Annotated in this window: 12 protein-coding genes; 8 read left to right on the forward strand and 4 right to left on the reverse strand. The window is 71.5% G+C overall.

The window, feature by feature from the left end:
- Positions 1-2: 2 nt before the first annotated feature.
- The 3 genes from BMG523DRAFT_RS02165 to BMG523DRAFT_RS02175 all read right to left on the reverse strand — a co-directional run bounded on the left by BMG523DRAFT_RS02165 (position 3) and on the right by BMG523DRAFT_RS02175 (position 2,816).
- Positions 3-716, reverse strand: coding sequence for a response regulator transcription factor (locus tag BMG523DRAFT_RS02165; protein WP_011435218.1), 714 nt, complete (start codon positions 714-716; stop codon positions 3-5).
- Between the two features lie 128 nt (positions 717-844).
- A complete protein-coding gene (raiA, locus tag BMG523DRAFT_RS02170) occupies positions 845-1,648 on the reverse strand; it encodes a ribosome-associated translation inhibitor RaiA (RefSeq protein WP_011435217.1) in 804 nt (267 codons plus the stop codon).
- Positions 1,649-1,979: 331 nt separating this feature from the next.
- Positions 1,980-2,816, reverse strand: a complete 837-nt coding sequence (locus tag BMG523DRAFT_RS02175; RefSeq protein ID WP_011435216.1) for a ComF family protein — start codon at positions 2,814-2,816, stop codon at positions 1,980-1,982.
- A gap of 342 nt (positions 2,817-3,158) precedes the next feature.
- On the opposite strand from BMG523DRAFT_RS02175, the gene BMG523DRAFT_RS02180 reads away from it, so the two are divergent.
- The 6 genes from BMG523DRAFT_RS02180 to BMG523DRAFT_RS02205 all read left to right on the forward strand — a co-directional run bounded on the left by BMG523DRAFT_RS02180 (position 3,159) and on the right by BMG523DRAFT_RS02205 (position 9,985).
- The gene (locus BMG523DRAFT_RS02180; RefSeq protein WP_023839914.1) at positions 3,159-4,076 is read left to right on the forward strand and encodes a hypothetical protein; all 918 of its coding nucleotides are present in this window, start codon (positions 3,159-3,161) and stop codon (positions 4,074-4,076) included.
- On the forward strand, positions 4,073-4,882 hold the full coding sequence (locus tag BMG523DRAFT_RS02185; protein WP_043590248.1) for a DUF4129 domain-containing protein: 810 nt from the start codon (positions 4,073-4,075) through the stop codon (positions 4,880-4,882). Before BMG523DRAFT_RS02180 ends, BMG523DRAFT_RS02185 begins: the two co-directional genes overlap by 4 nt.
- On the forward strand, positions 4,879-6,441 hold the full coding sequence (locus BMG523DRAFT_RS02190) for a DUF4350 domain-containing protein (RefSeq protein ID WP_023839912.1): 1,563 nt from the start codon (positions 4,879-4,881) through the stop codon (positions 6,439-6,441). The genes BMG523DRAFT_RS02185 and BMG523DRAFT_RS02190 overlap by 4 nt, the downstream gene beginning before the upstream one ends.
- A gap of 122 nt (positions 6,442-6,563) precedes the next feature.
- Complete coding sequence (locus tag BMG523DRAFT_RS02195) at positions 6,564-7,493, forward strand: MoxR family ATPase (protein WP_217494699.1); 930 nt, start codon at positions 6,564-6,566, stop codon at positions 7,491-7,493.
- A gap of 9 nt (positions 7,494-7,502) precedes the next feature.
- Positions 7,503-8,798 carry a DUF58 domain-containing protein gene (locus tag BMG523DRAFT_RS02200; protein WP_043590250.1) on the forward strand — a complete coding sequence of 432 codons (1,296 nt, stop codon included), beginning with the start codon at positions 7,503-7,505 and terminating at the stop codon, positions 8,796-8,798.
- A gap of 311 nt (positions 8,799-9,109) precedes the next feature.
- The gene (locus BMG523DRAFT_RS02205) at positions 9,110-9,985 is read left to right on the forward strand and encodes an ABC transporter substrate-binding protein (protein ID WP_011435210.1); all 876 of its coding nucleotides are present in this window, start codon (positions 9,110-9,112) and stop codon (positions 9,983-9,985) included.
- 30 nt (positions 9,986-10,015) lie between these two features.
- On the opposite strand, the gene BMG523DRAFT_RS02210 is transcribed toward BMG523DRAFT_RS02205, so the two are convergent.
- Complete coding sequence (locus BMG523DRAFT_RS02210) at positions 10,016-11,026, reverse strand: stage II sporulation protein M (RefSeq protein WP_011435209.1); 1,011 nt, start codon at positions 11,024-11,026, stop codon at positions 10,016-10,018.
- Between the two features lie 167 nt (positions 11,027-11,193).
- Between BMG523DRAFT_RS02210 and BMG523DRAFT_RS02215 the strand changes: the two genes are divergently transcribed.
- Together BMG523DRAFT_RS02215 and BMG523DRAFT_RS02220 are read left to right on the forward strand one after the other, a co-directional pair.
- Positions 11,194-12,156: an RDD family protein gene (locus tag BMG523DRAFT_RS02215; RefSeq protein ID WP_023839910.1), complete on the forward strand. Its 963-nt coding sequence runs from the start codon at positions 11,194-11,196 to the stop codon at positions 12,154-12,156.
- A 736-nt stretch (positions 12,157-12,892) separates the two neighbouring features.
- Complete coding sequence (locus BMG523DRAFT_RS02220; protein ID WP_148214902.1) at positions 12,893-15,136, forward strand: transglycosylase domain-containing protein; 2,244 nt, start codon at positions 12,893-12,895, stop codon at positions 15,134-15,136.
- The last annotated feature ends 1 nt before the right edge of the window (position 15,137 follow it).

Below are 15,137 nucleotides of genomic sequence, written 5' to 3' on the forward strand. Positions count from 1 at the left end.
CCTCAGGTGATCTCGAGCAGCTTCTCCCGGACCGCGTACACGACCGCCTCCATCCTGGAGTGCAGCTGGAGCTTCTCCAGGATGTTGCGGATGTGGTTCTTGACCGTGTTCTCACTGATGTAGAGCTGCTTGGCGATGTCACGGTTGTTCATGCCCTTGGCGACGAGCCGCAGCACCTCCATCTCCCGGTCGGTCAGCCGGGGGGTAGGGAGCTGCGGACGGTCATCCTTGTTCTTAATCATGGCTGCGAACTCGCTGAGCAGCTTCGACGCCATGGACGGGCTGATGAGGCTCTGCCCCCCGTACACGGCGCGGATGTCCGCGGCGACCTCGTCGATAGAGATCTCCTTCAGCAGGTAGCCCATGGCCCCCGCCTTAATCGCGTCATAGAGGTCGGCCTCCTCGTCGCTGATGGTCAGCATGACGATCTTGGCGCTCGGGACAGCCTCCTTGATGGCGCTCGTGGCGTCGATCCCGCCACGGCGCGGCATCCGCACATCCATGAGCACGATGTCCGGCGCCATCTCCTTAGCCATGGTCACCGCCTCGGCACCGTCCGCGGCCTCCCCGACGACCTCGATGTCAACCTCCTGCCCCAGCACCATCTCCAGCCCACGCCGGAACAGCGCATGGTCGTCAACGATCAGCACCCGGATGGGGTTCGCCTCCGATGGCGTCGGCAGCATCTCCTCAGAGCGCTGCTCCTCCACCGTCATCTGACCTCCCTGGACCACTGCCCGCGGCGCACCGCCCCGCGTGCCTCCACGCGGGGCGGTGCGCCGTGTACTCCGACACCCGAGGCAAATGGTCGCACGTCGGCCGGCGGACGCGGCCTTCAGATCGTCTAAACGGCGGCGGCCGAGCTCACGAAGGCGCCTCGGGTTGGCGACGGCCGCTCGTCCCGCTGATCGGCGCCCGCCGGCCCCGACCTGCCGGCCGCCGCCGAACCGGACAACCGGATGACACCGTAGTCGTAACCGACCCGCCGGTAGACGACGCTGGGGAGGCCAAGATCGACGTCGAGGAAGAGATAGAAATCATGCCCCACCAGTTCCATGTTGGACAGGGCCTCCTCCAGCGACATCGGCTCCGCCTCGTGGGTCTTCTCCCGGACGATCAGCGGAGCCTGCTCGCTCTGCTCGCCCGCACCGATCCTGGCGGTGGATTCGTCGGCCGGGGCGGCGACGACCGGCCTGGATCCGCCGCTGCCGCTCCTTCCGGCGGCACCGGCCTCCTCGGCACCGGTCGGTAGGGCAGCCGCCGGCTTCGTGCCCTCCAACGGCATGAGACTGCCGAGCGGAACCGAGGTGATCCCGGTCGGCTTGGCTCCAGCGTGGTTGGCGTGGTGGCGGACCCGCCGGTCGGCGGCCCGGCGCAGCCGCTCGGCCAGTTTGCCGGCGGCCAGGTCGAGGGCGGCGTAGCAGTCGGCCGCGGCGGCCTCGGCCCGGATCACCGGACCCCGTGAGTACACGGTCAGCTCGACCCGGTCGCAGACGTCGGACAGCCGGGGGTTGCGTTCCTTCGACAGCTCGACATCCACCCGGATGATGTTGGAATTCAGCCGTTCCAACTTGGCGAGCTTGGCCTGGACATGATTGCGGAACCGTTCCGGAACCGCGGTGTGCCTGCCCTTGACCACGATGTCCACGCGATCCACCTCCTGTTCGCCTGTCCGACGCCCACGGCCCTCGCCAAGGCTGCCGACCGTGCGCCGGTGTCTCGGAACTTCCGGAGGGAACCGTCTCCGCGGGGCCGAGACGATCCCCCGGGCGCCCTATCTACGGTTGTCGCACCTTCCCAACGTTCTGCGGCTGGCTGCCCGCATTCGGCTCCCTTCCCTTCAGCGGCGGCGCTACTCCGTCCGCCGGCCCGGTATCCGCACGACGAGTGCACTGCGACCGACAAGCGGTCACTCCCGCTCCGTCGGGCCACTCGGCCGTTGCGCCGACTGCCTGGTCAGGCGGTGCGTACTGGTAGTTTCACCCCGACGGCCCCGTCATTGCGAGCAAGCGGTCCCGTCCGCGCGTCGGGCCCGAAGCGGCCACCACCGCGACGGCGCTCGCCCGCAGGGCGCCGGCTCGTAGGGCCCGTACCGCCTCACCCGCCGTGGCTCCCGTCGTCAGTACGTCGTCGACCACGACGATGCGCGGGTCCGCGGGAGGTCCGTCCGAGAGATCGTCGGCGGCCCGCACCAGCCGGGCCGTGCGGGCAGGACCGACCAGGCCGAAGGCGCCCGTGAGGTTGACGAACCGTGCCGCCGCCCCCAGCCCGGCCTGGTCCGCCGTGTGCCGCACCGGCCGCAGCACGGGAGCGATTCCGACCCGGTGCCCGCGTCGGCGCAGGACCGCGGCCGCCACGGAACACAGCAGCTCGAGGTGGTCGAAACCACGCCGACGCCGCGCGGCGCGGTTCGAAGGCACCGGGACCAGCACCACACCGCGCCCGCGAGGACAGCGACCGGGATGCACGTCGGTGGCACCCACCGCGCCCGACGACACCGCCCGCGCTACCGCGCGGGCGAGCGCACCGCCCAGCGGACCGGCCAGGTCGCGCCGGCCACGCTCCTTGTAGGCGAGAAGGAGCGCCCGGACCCGGTCGGCGTAGCGGGCGGCGGCCAGGCACGGCGGCAGCCCTCGCCGCCACGGGGTGGCCAGGGAGCCCGCGGCGGCGAGGAACACGGGACCACGAAGCTCGGCGACACACGCCGGGCACGCCGACGCCCCCCAGTCGCCGCATCCGGCGCAGGCAAGCGGCATGATCAGATCAGCGAGAATCGCAAGATTCCTGGTGAGCAGGGACAACGTGGCTCGAGGCATGACAGGAAGGATCAGCCGCGGGCCGCGGGCCGACCAGCCCCGAGTGGTGATCTGTGGATACCGCCCCCGGCAGTCGCGAAGCGGCTGTGGACAATCCCGGGCGACGCGGTCGGCCACCGGCCCCGCAGCCGAGGTGGGGCCGGTCTGGCCGGCACGTCCCGGCCGGCACATCCCGGCCAGACCGCGTAATTCCGCCGGCATCGCCAGCATCCATCCTGGCCGAGAGCACAGAATCCTCACAGTGGCCGCGGCATGCCCACCACAAGCACGGCATCCTTACCTCGACACATCGAACCTCGACACCGAACCTCGACACCGACCGCGACGAGTGGAGACACACCGATGGCCGACGGACCCGGTTGGGCCTCGCCCGGCACCCCGCCGCCCGGCGCCCCGCAGGGCCCGTGGGGACAGTGGCGGTGGGGCCCGGCCGTCCCGAAACCGGGCATCATCCCGCTGCGCCCCCTCGCTCTGGGCGAGATCCTGGACGGCACGTTCGCCACGATCCGCACGAATCCCGGCGCGACCGTCGGGGTGACGGTGGCGGCCGCGGCGGTGGTGGAGACGGTGTCCACCACCGTCGCGATCAGCGGCGAGGACGCGTCGCCGGGCGCCAGGGCCGCCATCACCGTCGCGATGCTCGGTCTCGATCTCATCCTCGGGCTCTTTCTTTCCGGGGTGCTCAGCGTCGTGGTGAGCGAGGCGATCCTGGGAAGCCGAATCACCACAATCGACGCGGTCCGACGGGTCGCGCCGCGGCTGCCCGGCCTGCTCGGCCTCACGGTCATCGTGGCGCTGTCGGTGGTACTGGGGCTGATCGCGCTGCTGGTCGGGGCGATCGTCGTCGGGGTCTACCTGGCGCTGGCCACGCCCGCGTACGTCCTCGAGGGCGGCACCGTGCGCGACGCGCTGCGACGGTCGATCGCGATCGTGCGTGGATCATGGTGGCGGACGTTCGGTATTCTGCTGCTCGCCATGCTGGTGGCGGGGTTCCTCGGTGCGATCTTCGCCATCGCCGCCAGCATCGTGATGGCCTCCTCCGAGTCGGTGTTCGGCGACCCGATCAGGGGTGATCTCACCGTCACCGGCTACATCGTCCAGGCGATCGGCAGTCTGCTCGCCACCGCGATCTCCACGCCGATCGTCTCCGGAGCCGTCGTCCTGCTCTACGTCGACCTCAGGATCAGACGCGAGGGTCTGGACGTGACCCTCGCCGAGGCGGCCCGCGCCCGCACCGCCGGCCTGCGGCCCTCCGGATGACGCTCGGCGGTCCTGTCACTCGGGACGGAGCTCGGGAGGAGGCTCGGCGGGAACTTTCCAGGCACCTCTACAGTAGTTCCGAACCCAGCTGGTGGAGCCGGGCGGTCCGGTGGATCGACGACAGGATCGGGGATCTGGTCCACTGGCTGCTCCCCGGCGGAGACGGCCTCGGCGGAGGGTCGGGTGGTCTCGGGGTCCTCGCGCTCGTCCTCGTACTCGTCGTCGTGGCGGTGGCGCTGCGGTGGTGGCTCGGCCCGGTGCGCCGCAGCGCGCGTACCAGGCGGGAGGATAACGACCTGTCCAGTTCGTCAACCGCGGCGCAGCTGCGTGCCGAGGCTGACGGCCACGCCGCCGGCGGAGCCTATGCGGAGGCGGTTCGGTCCCGGCTACGGGCCATCGTGCGGATGCTGGAGGAGAAGGGCGTGCTCGATCCGCGCCCCGGCCGTACGGCCGGTGAACTCGTCGAGGAGGTGGCGAGAATCGCGCCGTCCCCCGACGGCGGGCAACCCCGGGGCGGAACGGACCGGCCGGGCGCGACGACGGGCGCGGCGGGCGATGGACCCGGCACGGCGTTCGAGCCGGCCGCGGCGCTCGCCGCGGCGGTCGAGGTCTTCAGCGAGATCTGGTACGGCGGGCGCCCGGGGTCCGCGGCCGGCTACCGGGTCCTGGTCGAGGCCGACCGCGCCCTGATCCAGCTGCGTCGCGGCGCAGACGGCGCAGACGGCGCAGACGGCACAGACGGCACAGACGGCACCGGCGGCACCGGCGGCACCGGCGGCACCGGCACCCTCGCGGTCCCGGCATGACCATCCCCGGCGCCCCGGCGATCACCGGCGACCATCTCGGTGGCGGCGGGACGGCCGGCGGCCGGTCCGGGCGGGGGTCGCCGAGCGCGTTGCGCAGCGGTCCCAGGCCTCCAGCGGTGCGCCGCGGGATCCTCGTGGTGGCCGTCCTCGGCGTCCTGGTCCTCTGTTACGTGGTCGTCTCGGCGCTGGCCGGGCGGCCCGACGGCCAGGCCTACCTGGACGTGGCCTCCGCCGAGCCCGGAGGAACCCGGGCCCTAGCCGAGATCCTGCGGGCACGCGGGATCATCGTCTCCGCCACGGACAACCCTTCCGGCGGCCGGCAGCAGGGGCCGAACCCCGGTGGTCTGGGCGGCGGGGTCGGTCCAGCCGGGGCGGGCGGTAGGGCGACGCTGGTCGTCGTCCATCCGGGACGGCTCACCCATGACGAGCTGATCGCCCTGCTCGGACGGGTCTGGCAGGGCGCCGACGTCGTCCTCGTGGCGCCGGACGCCACGGTGCTCGGTGCCCTAAATGTCGGGGTGGTCACAGCAGGCTCCGCGCCCAGCGGCGAGCAGAGTGATCCACGGTGCCTCCTGCCCGAGGCGACCACGGCCGGAACAACCTCGATCGGCGCCGACGAGACCTTCACCCGCCAGGGCGACGGAGCCGGTCTCGGCGACATGGCGGTCTCGTTGTGCTACGGCGACCCGCACGGCGAGGCACGCCTCGCCGTGCTGACCCCCACCCGATCGGGCTCACCACGCGCCGGTGGCGGGCGGCTGGTACTGCTCGGCTCGGCGGGGTTCCTCACCAACGAACACCTCGGCCGCACGGGGAACGCGGCGCTGGCCCTCGGCCTGCTCGCCCGGCAACCCGTACTGTCCTGGATCACACCCGACGCGGGTGGGGCCGGCGGGGTCGGCACGAAAAGCATGATGGATCTGCTGCCGTCCGCCTTCTGGTGGACCTTTCTGCACATCGTCGTCGTCCTGGCGCTGCTGGCGCTGTGGCGTGGCCGGCGGCTCGGGCCGCCGGTGCCGGAGCCCCTTCCGGTGGTCGTCCGGGCGGCCGAGACGGTCGAGGGACGCGGGCGACTGTACGCGGCGGCACACGCCCGGGACAGGACCGCCGACGCGCTGCGGGCCGGGACGCGCGTCCGGCTGGCCGAACGGATGGGCCTGCCCCTGATCTGGACCCCCGCCGGTTCCCTGAGCCCCGATCCCGTCGCTCTGGTGACCACTGCCAGCGAGCAGACGGGACGGTCACCCTCGGAGATCGGATCGCTCCTGTACGGTTCGGGCATGCCGCCGCAGACCGCCGGACCGCCCGGTCACCTCGGGCGGGCCAGGGACTGGTACCAGTCAGGCCGCTACCCGGCCGAGAACGGACAGCGGGCGGCATCCGGCGGGGCCGGACGGTATCGCGACGGCGGATCCGAGCGGACCGCCGCGGCGGGCGTTCCCCGGGCCGGCGTTCCCCGGGCCGGCGTCGGCGCCCCTCGACGCGATACGCAGGACGCGGCGCTGCTGGCGCTGGCCCACGCGCTCGACGAGCTCGATCGACAGGTAGGCATACGGTGACATCCCCGCGCATCGACGCGCCGACGACAGCCCCCCCGCCCTCGACCGCATCGTCGTCCGCCGCGGCGCCGGGTCCGGGAGAGCAGCCGGCACCACCGGACGCGCAGACGGCCCGCCGGTCCCTGATCGCGCTGCGCGGTGAGGTGGCCAAGGCGGTGATCGGTCAGGACGCGGCGGTCAGCGGGCTCGTCATCGCCCTGCTGTGCCGGGGACACGCACTGCTCGAGGGGGTGCCCGGCGTCGCGAAGACGCTGCTGGTCCGCACGCTCGCGACCGCGTTGGCACTGGACACCAAGCGCCTGCAGTTCACCCCGGACCTCATGCCCGGCGACGTCACCGGCTCGCTGGTGTACGACAACCGCAGTTCCGAGTTCACCTTCCGGGAGGGCCCGGTCTTCACCAACCTCCTGCTGGCCGACGAGATCAACCGGACTCCGCCGAAGACGCAGGCCGCCCTGCTGGAGGTGATGGAGGAGCGTCAGGTCAGTGTGGCGGGCGTCCCGCGGCCGCTGCCGGCCCCCTTCGCAGTCCTCGCCACCCAGAACCCGATCGAACACGAGGGCACCTATCCGCTTCCCGAGGCGCAACTCGACCGCTTCCTGGTGAAGGTGACGCTGCCACTGCCGCCCCGCGACGACGAGGTCCGTGTCCTCGCCCACCATGCGGACGGGTTCGACCCCTCCGACCTGCCCGCCGCGGGGGTCCACCCGGTCGCGGGACCAGCGGACCTCGCGGCGGCCCGCGCCGCGGTGCTCACCGTCGCAGTCCACCCGGAGGTGCTGGCCTACATCGTCGATCTGGCCCGGGCGACCCGCGCGGCACCGTCGGTACAGCTCGGGGTGTCCCCCCGCGGCGCCACCGCGCTGCTGGCGACGGCCCGGGCCTGGGCGTGGCTGTCGGGACGCGGCTATGCGACCCCCGACGATGTCAAGGCGCTGGCCCGGGCAACCCTGCGGCACCGGATCAGCCTCCGTCCGGAGGCCGAACTGGACGGCGTGACGGCCGATGTCGTGCTCGAACAGGTACTCGCCACCGTTCCGGTGCCCCGGTAGGCGGAAACGGTGGCGATCACCGGCCGTACCGTCGCACTGGCCCTGTTCGGGGCGCTGGTCGTCGTCCTGTCCCCCGCCCCGGGCCTGACCCTCGTGCTGGTCGACCTGGTGGTGGTGGGCTTGGTCGCCCTCGACCTCGCCCTGGCGGGTGGGGTCCGCACGCTGGAGTTCAGCCGCTCCGGACCGACCGCCGGGCGGCTGGGTCAGCCCGTTCCGCTGGTGCTCGGCGTCACGAACGGCGGCACCCGCACGGTGCGTGCCCACATCCGCGACGCCTGGCCGCCGTCCTCGGGGTCCCGGCCGCGGGAGCACCGGGTCACCGTTCCGGCGGGGGAGCGGCGCTTCCTGGAGACGACGCTGCATCCGACCCGGCGCGGCGACCGGGAGCCGTTCCGCATCACGATCCGTTCGCTGGGGCCACTCGGCCTCGCCGGCCGGCAGGGACGGCATCACTGCGCATGGCGGGTCCGAGTGCTGCCGCCGTTCACGTCACGCCGCCATCTGCCGGCCGCTCTCGCGCGGCTGCGGGAGGTCGAGGGCGAGGTCGCCATCCGCGGCGCGGGCGCCGGCTGCGAGTTCGACAGCCTGCGGGACTATGTGATCGGCGACGACGTTCGGCTGATCGACTGGCGGGGTACCGCCCGGCGCGGGACCGTCGTCGTCCGTACCTTCCGACCGGAGCGTGACCGCAGGGTCGTCTGCGTACTCGACACGGGTCGGACCTCGGCCGGGCGAATCGGCGATACCCCCCGACTGGACCACGCGCTCGACGCCGCGCTGCTGCTCACCGCGGTGGCGCTACGCGCGGGTGACCAGGTGGGTCTCGTGGCGCACGACAGCGTTCCTCGGATCACCCTGCCAGGCGGGCACGATCACGGGTTGCTCGCCCGGATGAGCGACGCGATGGCCGCCCTGGAACCGGCCCTGATCGAGGCCGATCATGGCGGAATCGTGTCGACGGTGCTGCGCGGGACTTCGCGGCGGTCCCTGGTCGTCCTATTCACCGACCTGGTACCGGCGGTGATCGAGGAGGGGCTGCTCCCGGCTCTGCCGACGCTGGCCGCGCGGCACACTGTCGTGGTCGCGGCGCTGCGCGACCCGCGCGTGGACGAGATGACGACCGGCCGAGGTGACGTCCGTGAGGTGTACGCGGCCGCGGCGGCCGAACAGACTCTGCTGCGGCGACGGGAGCTCACCGAGACGCTGCGCCGCCGCGGGGTCGAGGTGGTGGACGCACCGCCGAGCGGCTACGCGGCGGCCGTCACCGACACCTACCTCACCCTGAAATCCCTCGGCCGGCTCTAGACGACTATCTCAGCGAAATCATCGAAGGTGATTTCGCGAGGTGCCGGCCGGGCCGGCCGGTGTCCCCGGATGGTTCCGTGGCGGTAGACGGTACTCTGACCAGCATGGTCCGGGGATGGCCGCTGCCAAGGCGGCGTCACGGGACATCGCACCGACCGCGTCGCGCCCTTGTCCAGGAGGCCGGTTTCCGCGGTTCTTGGCCGGCCGAGGCACACCATGCCCCTCCCACCGCCCGGCCCGAGGCCGGCGCGACCCGAGAGTCCGCGCTCCGGCGCCCATCCGCGAGGGTGGGGCATCTCAGGAGGTCTTCCATGCAACGCCCACGGCGGCCTGCCGCTCTCGCGCTGGTGGTCGCGGCGGTACTGGCACTCGCGTCCTGCGCGTCGTCGGGTGGTTCGACCCCGGGCTCGTCGGGCACCACCGGGTCGGCCTCCCTTCACCTGGTCAAGCCCGGCCAGCTGACCATCGCCACCGGCTCACCGGCATATGAGCCGTGGTTCGCCGACGGCAGACCGGAGAGCGGCCAGGGATTCGAGAGCGCAGTCGCCTACGCCGTCGCCGCGAAACTCGGTTTCACCGCGGCGCAGGTGCACTGGATGAACGTGCCGTTCAACAGTTCGTTCGCACCCGGCGCGAAGAACTTCGACTTCGACATCAACGAGATCTCGATCACGCCGGAACGGCGGCAGGCAGTCGACTTCAGCAGCGGCTACTACGACGTCGCGCAGGCCGTCGTGGCGCTCAGATCCTCACGTATCGCGCACGTGACGACTCTCGCCGGGCTGAAGAACGCCAAGCTCGGCGCCGCGATCGGCACGACGAGTCTGACCGCCATCAACAAGCAGGTGAAACCGGCAGCGCAGCCGGCCGTCTTCAACGACACCAACGAGGCCGAGACCGCGTTGGAGAACGGCCCGATCGACGGGATCGTCGTCGACCTGCCCACCGCGTTCAAACTGACCGCCACCGAGATCGAGAATTCCGTCATCATCGGTCAGTTTCCCTCGACCGGCGAGCCCGAGCAGTTCGGCCTGCTGTTCGAGAAGGGTAATCCGCTGGTGCGCAACGTCAACGCCGCGCTGGCGGAACTGACCGCCAGCGGCGAGCTCAGGAGGATCACCGAGCAGTGGCTTTCAACCACGGCCGGAGCCCCCGTTCTGAAAACCGATGGTGCTCGCCACCCATGAGATGGTGCCGGGTAGTCGGTGTACCCGCGCTCAGGCCACCGGGAGCAGGTCGGCGCCGCCGCGTCCGGTGTCGATGTCACCGGTCTCTCCGGCCGCGGCCGCCCGGCCGCCATACAGCCGGACGTAGGCGATGAAGCCGCCGAACGCTACCGCGCCGATCCCGATCCGGATCGCCGTGGGCAACCCCGACGGGGTCACGAACGCCTCGATCAGCCCGGAGGCGGCCAGCACGAGCGCCATCCCCATCGTGATGGCCACCGCCGCGCGCCCCTCGGCGGCCAAGGCCTCCACCCGCCTGCGCGGACCCGGCGCAATGATCGTCCAACCGAGACGCAGCCCGACCCCGCCCGCGACGAACACGACCGTGAGCTCCAGCAGGCCGTGCGGGAGGATCAGGCCGAAGAACTGCCCGCTCTCCCCACAGCTGGACATGTATCCGCCGACGACGCCGAGATTCAGCGCGTTCAGCAACATGACCAGCAGGGTCGGGAGACCCAGCAGCACCCCGGAGACCACCGCCTGCGCGGCCACCCAGGCGTTGTTCGTCCACACCTGGCTGGCGAAGGACGAGGCCGGATTCTCGGTGTAGTAGGACGCGAAGTCGTGGCGGCACAGATCCGCGACCGCGTCCGGCGCACGCAGGTTCGCCTGCACCTCGGCGTCGTGCACGACCCACAGACCGACGGCCAGCGCGACGAGCAGGGAACCGAGCGCCGTCGCGACAGCCCACCATCGGCGTTCGTACACGGCCACCGGAAACGTCACCGCGAAGAAACGGCCGACGACATGCCAGCCGGGGTCGGGTGCGCCGCCCACCGCCGCCCGGCCTCGCGCCACCAGGTTCGTCAGATCGTCGACCAGGGTCGTGTCGTACGACCGGCTGCGGATGACCGAGAGGTGGGTAGCCGTGCGCTGGTACAACTCGACCAGTTCGTCGAGCTCGTCCGGTGCCATCCGCCGCGGCCGGCCGGCCTTGTCGACGAGCCGACCAAGCCGGACCCATTCCGGACGGTGCACGGCGACGTACGCATCGAGATCCATGGCGGTCTCATCCTCCCAGCCCGTCGAGATCCTCCCAGACCTCGAGCCGCACGCGTCCGAACCGTCCTCACCGCCGTCGGCGGCACCACCCGGCGAGGAGGATCGAACCGGGCGGCGTAAGCCATAAGGTGATGTCCGGATACCCATCGAGGTCCCGGGGGGCCCAGATGAACCAGGTCGTCACGGGAAAGGGATCCGCCGGTCTCGCCGGCACGGGTGTCCTCACGGGTGAGGCGATCGTCACAGGTGAAGCGATCACCATCGAACTGCGGGTGGCTCGGCTGGGCTCCCGTCTGATCGCCGGCCTGCTCGACCTGCTCATCCAGCTCTACATCCTCTACGCGGTCGGCGCCGCGGCCCTGCTGATCGTGCGGCCCGACAACGACGCCCTGATCGCCGCGGTATTCCTGCTGGTCTACGTCGGCGTCGTGCTCGGGTATCCGGTCACCTGCGAGACGCTGACGCGCGGGCGGACCCTCGGCAAGATGGCCATGGGGCTGCGTGTCGTCCGCGACGACGGAGGTCCCATCCACTTCCGGCACGCGTTCGCCCGGGGTCTGGTCGGGGCGGTCGTCGAACGTCCCGGACTGCTACTGGGCCTGCCCGCGGTGATCAGCATGCTGGTGTCGAAACACGCGAAGCGGCTGGGGGACGTCTTCGCCGGCACGGTCGTCCTGCAGGCCAGCGTGCCGCGCCCTGGCGGAGCGCCGCCGTCCGTCCCGCCCCAGCTCGTCGGCTGGGCCGCCACCCTCGACCTCACCGGGTTGGATGATGCTCTGGCCCTGCGTGCCCGCCAGTTCCTCGGCCGGGCGCACGAGCTGTCCCCGCAAGCCCTCGAACGCCTCGGCAGCGGGCTGGTCCGGCAGGTGCGGGCCGTCGTGACACCACCGCCGCCGCCCGGCACGCCGGGCTGGGCCTACCTGTCCGCCGTGTTGGCCGAGCGAACCCGGCGTGCCTACCATCGGCTGACGGCGAACCGGCCGAGATCGATACCCTCTCCCGTCTTCTCCCCGTACCCGACGGCCCAGTACCCGACGGCCCAGTACCCGACGGCCCAGTACCCGACGGCCCAAGACCAATCCCCGCCACCCCCCTACCCCACGGCCCCGCAACCCCCGCCGGGCCGGTAACCCCCGCCGCCCTCACCGGTCCCCGGCAGGCAGCCAGCCCATCATCCGGCCGCACCCGCCCGGACCAGCCGGGACACGCACCATCAGATCCACACTTCCTTAACGTCTGCTAAACAATGTGGGGCGTACCGCACACACCGGACGTGGCGGCTGGTCCGCCGGTGAAACGCTCGTCTAGCGTTACCTAGGAATCAGACCGTCCGCACCAACCGCCTCGAACCCGGCGCGCACCCGCTGCCACGTCGCACCGGGTTCGAGGCGGTGATGCCGGTGAGCGACCAAGTGCCGGCTCACGCATGCTGGACAGGTCCCAGGAAGACTCCGGCCCTTGCGCCGGTCCACGGAGGGGGTGACGTTGACGTCTGTCGGACGGGAGTCGAGCACTCCATCTCAAGCCACCCCGCCCCCGCGCGCGAGCAAGCCGGCCGACCCGAGCAAGCCGGCCCGGCCGGGTGTCCCGTCGCGCGCCGTCGCGCCGGAACGTGCCCCCGCCCCGCCCCGATCCGCCGCATCGCCCCGATCCGCCGCATCGCCCCGATCCGCCAGGCCGTCCCGATCCGCCAGGCCGGGCAACGTGGCGAGCGGCGTCACCTATGCGGACGACGGCGCTTCCGCGCGTCGCTCCCCCGGCGGCACGGGCGACGGTCCGGCCGCAGCCGGCGCGGCCGGGGCCGGTGGAGCGGGTAGGCCGCTCAACCCCCGTCCGCCCGTGAACCGGCGTCGGGTCCTGAAGAAGATGGGGCTGACGGCGATCGTTCTGGGGCTGGTCGTCGCGTTGTTGTCCCTGCCGTTCGTCGGTGCGGTCGGCCTGTTCGCCAAGGAAAGCGCGGACCACTTCCTCGGGCTGCCCGGCGAGCTCGTCACGCCTCCGTTGCCGCAGAGTTCGACGATTCTGGCCGCCGACGGATCAGTGATTGCCACGTTGCGCGGCGCCGAGAACCGCATCGTCGTGCCCGGCAACGAGATCCCGAAGATCATGCGCGAGGCGATCGTCTCGATCGAGGACGCCCGCTTCTACAAGCACGGCGGCGTCGACCCACAGGGCGTCTTCCGCGCCGCGCTGCGCAACAGCGAGGCCGGCGGAGTCGCTCAGGGCGGTTCGACGCTGACTCAGCAGTACGTCAAGAACGTGCTGCTGCAGAACGCCCGCACCACGCGGGAGCGAGAGGTCGTGGCCGGAGACTCCCTGGACCGCAAGATCCAGGAACTCCGGTACGCCCTGGACATCGAGAAGCGGTTCTCCAAGGACGAAATCCTGGAGCGCTACCTCAACATCGCGTATTTCGGTGACGGCGCGTACGGGATCGGCACCGCCGCCGAGCACTACTTCGGGGTGCCCATCTCCCAGGTCACCCTCGAACAGGCGGCGCTGCTAGCCGGGCTCGTGCAGAGTCCGTCCCGGTACAACCCCGCAGCTCACCCGGAGGCCGCGCTGGCCCGGCGCAACACCGTGCTGGACAAGATGGCCGCCGAGGGGTATGTCTCTACCACCCAGGCGGAGGCGGCGAAGCAGCTGCCGCTGAACGTCGTGAAAGCCCCGCCGCCAGCCGCGGACTCCTGCGAGACGTCGTCGGCGCCGTTCTTCTGCGACTACGTGCGCTCCCAGCTGCGGGCGAGCCCGGCGCTCGGTTCCACCCTGGAGGAACGCAACCGACGCATCTACGAGGGCGGCCTGGTCATCAGGACCACTCTCGACCCACTGGTGCAGCAGGCGGCGCAGGACGCCGTCAACTCGACCATATCGCCGAGCAACCGGGTGTCGGCGACCGAGGTCGTCATCCAGCCCGGTACCGGCAACATCCTCGCCATGGCAGTGAACCGGGTGTACGGCTCGAACACAGCAGCCAACCAGACGGTGGTGCCGCTGCCGACCAACGCCACCTTCCAGCCCGGGTCGACGTTCAAGACCTTCGTGCTCGCCGCCGCGCTCGAACAGGGCTACGGCACCTCGACGGCCTTCTACTCCCCGGCCTGCTACGAGAGCAAGAAGTTCCCGTTGGACCGCGGTGAGGGCGACTGCCCCAGGGGTTTCTCGAACTCCGATCCCGCCGAGGCCGGCATCTACGACATCCCCAAGGGCACCTGGGACTCGGTGAACACCTTCTACGTGCAGCTCGCGGAGAAGACCGGCATCCCGGCGGTCCTGGAGATGGCCAAACGCCTGGGCGTCACACCGCCGAAGGCGGACAAGATCGGCTCCACCGACGGGGCCACCGCCATCGGTGGCGGCCAGTACATGTACGTTTCCCCGTTGCAGATGGCCGACGCCTACGCGACGATCGCCGGCGGCGGGGTGCGCTGCACGCCCCGCTTCGCCACCGGGGCCGTCGACTCCAGCCACGACCCGATCGACATCGCCCAGCCGCCGCAGTGCGAACAGGTACTCGCCAAGGGTGTCGCCGACACCGTGACCAGCGTGCTCGCCGGCGTCCCGCTCCACGGGACCGGGACCAAGGCGGCCATCGACCGCCCCTCGGCGGGCAAGACCGGCACCACCGACGAGTTCTCGGCCGCCTGGTATGTCGGCTTTACCCCGCAGATCACCGCAGCGGTAGCCGTCGGCGATCCCATGGGAGCGGAGAGCCACCCGCTGCGGGGCGTCGTCGCCGACGGCCGGACCTGGCCCCGTGTCTTCGGCGGCGACCTGCCCGCGATCATCTGGAGCAAGTCGATGCGGGCCGCCCTAGCCAACCAGCCGGTAGTCCCGTTGCCCGGTGCCGATCCGACCGTCGCGCGCGGCATCAAGGGAGGTCTGCAGAACACCCCGCCAGCGCCGGCACCCGGTCAGGGCCTCGGCGACCTGTTGCAGAACCTGGGTCAGCAGATCTTCCCTGGCACGGGCGGGCAGCCGCAGGGAGGCGGCACCCCGCTCGGCCAGCCCGGCACGGACCAGAGCGGGCAGAACCAGGGACAGCCGCAGCAACCCCAGAACGGCGCCGAACCGGGATCCGGCAGAGGGGATCAGCCTGCCGCCCACTAGC

The sequence above is a fragment of the Frankia sp. BMG5.23 genome (assembly GCF_000685765.2).
Lineage (GTDB): Bacteria > Actinomycetota > Actinomycetes > Frankiales > Frankiaceae > Frankia > Frankia casuarinae.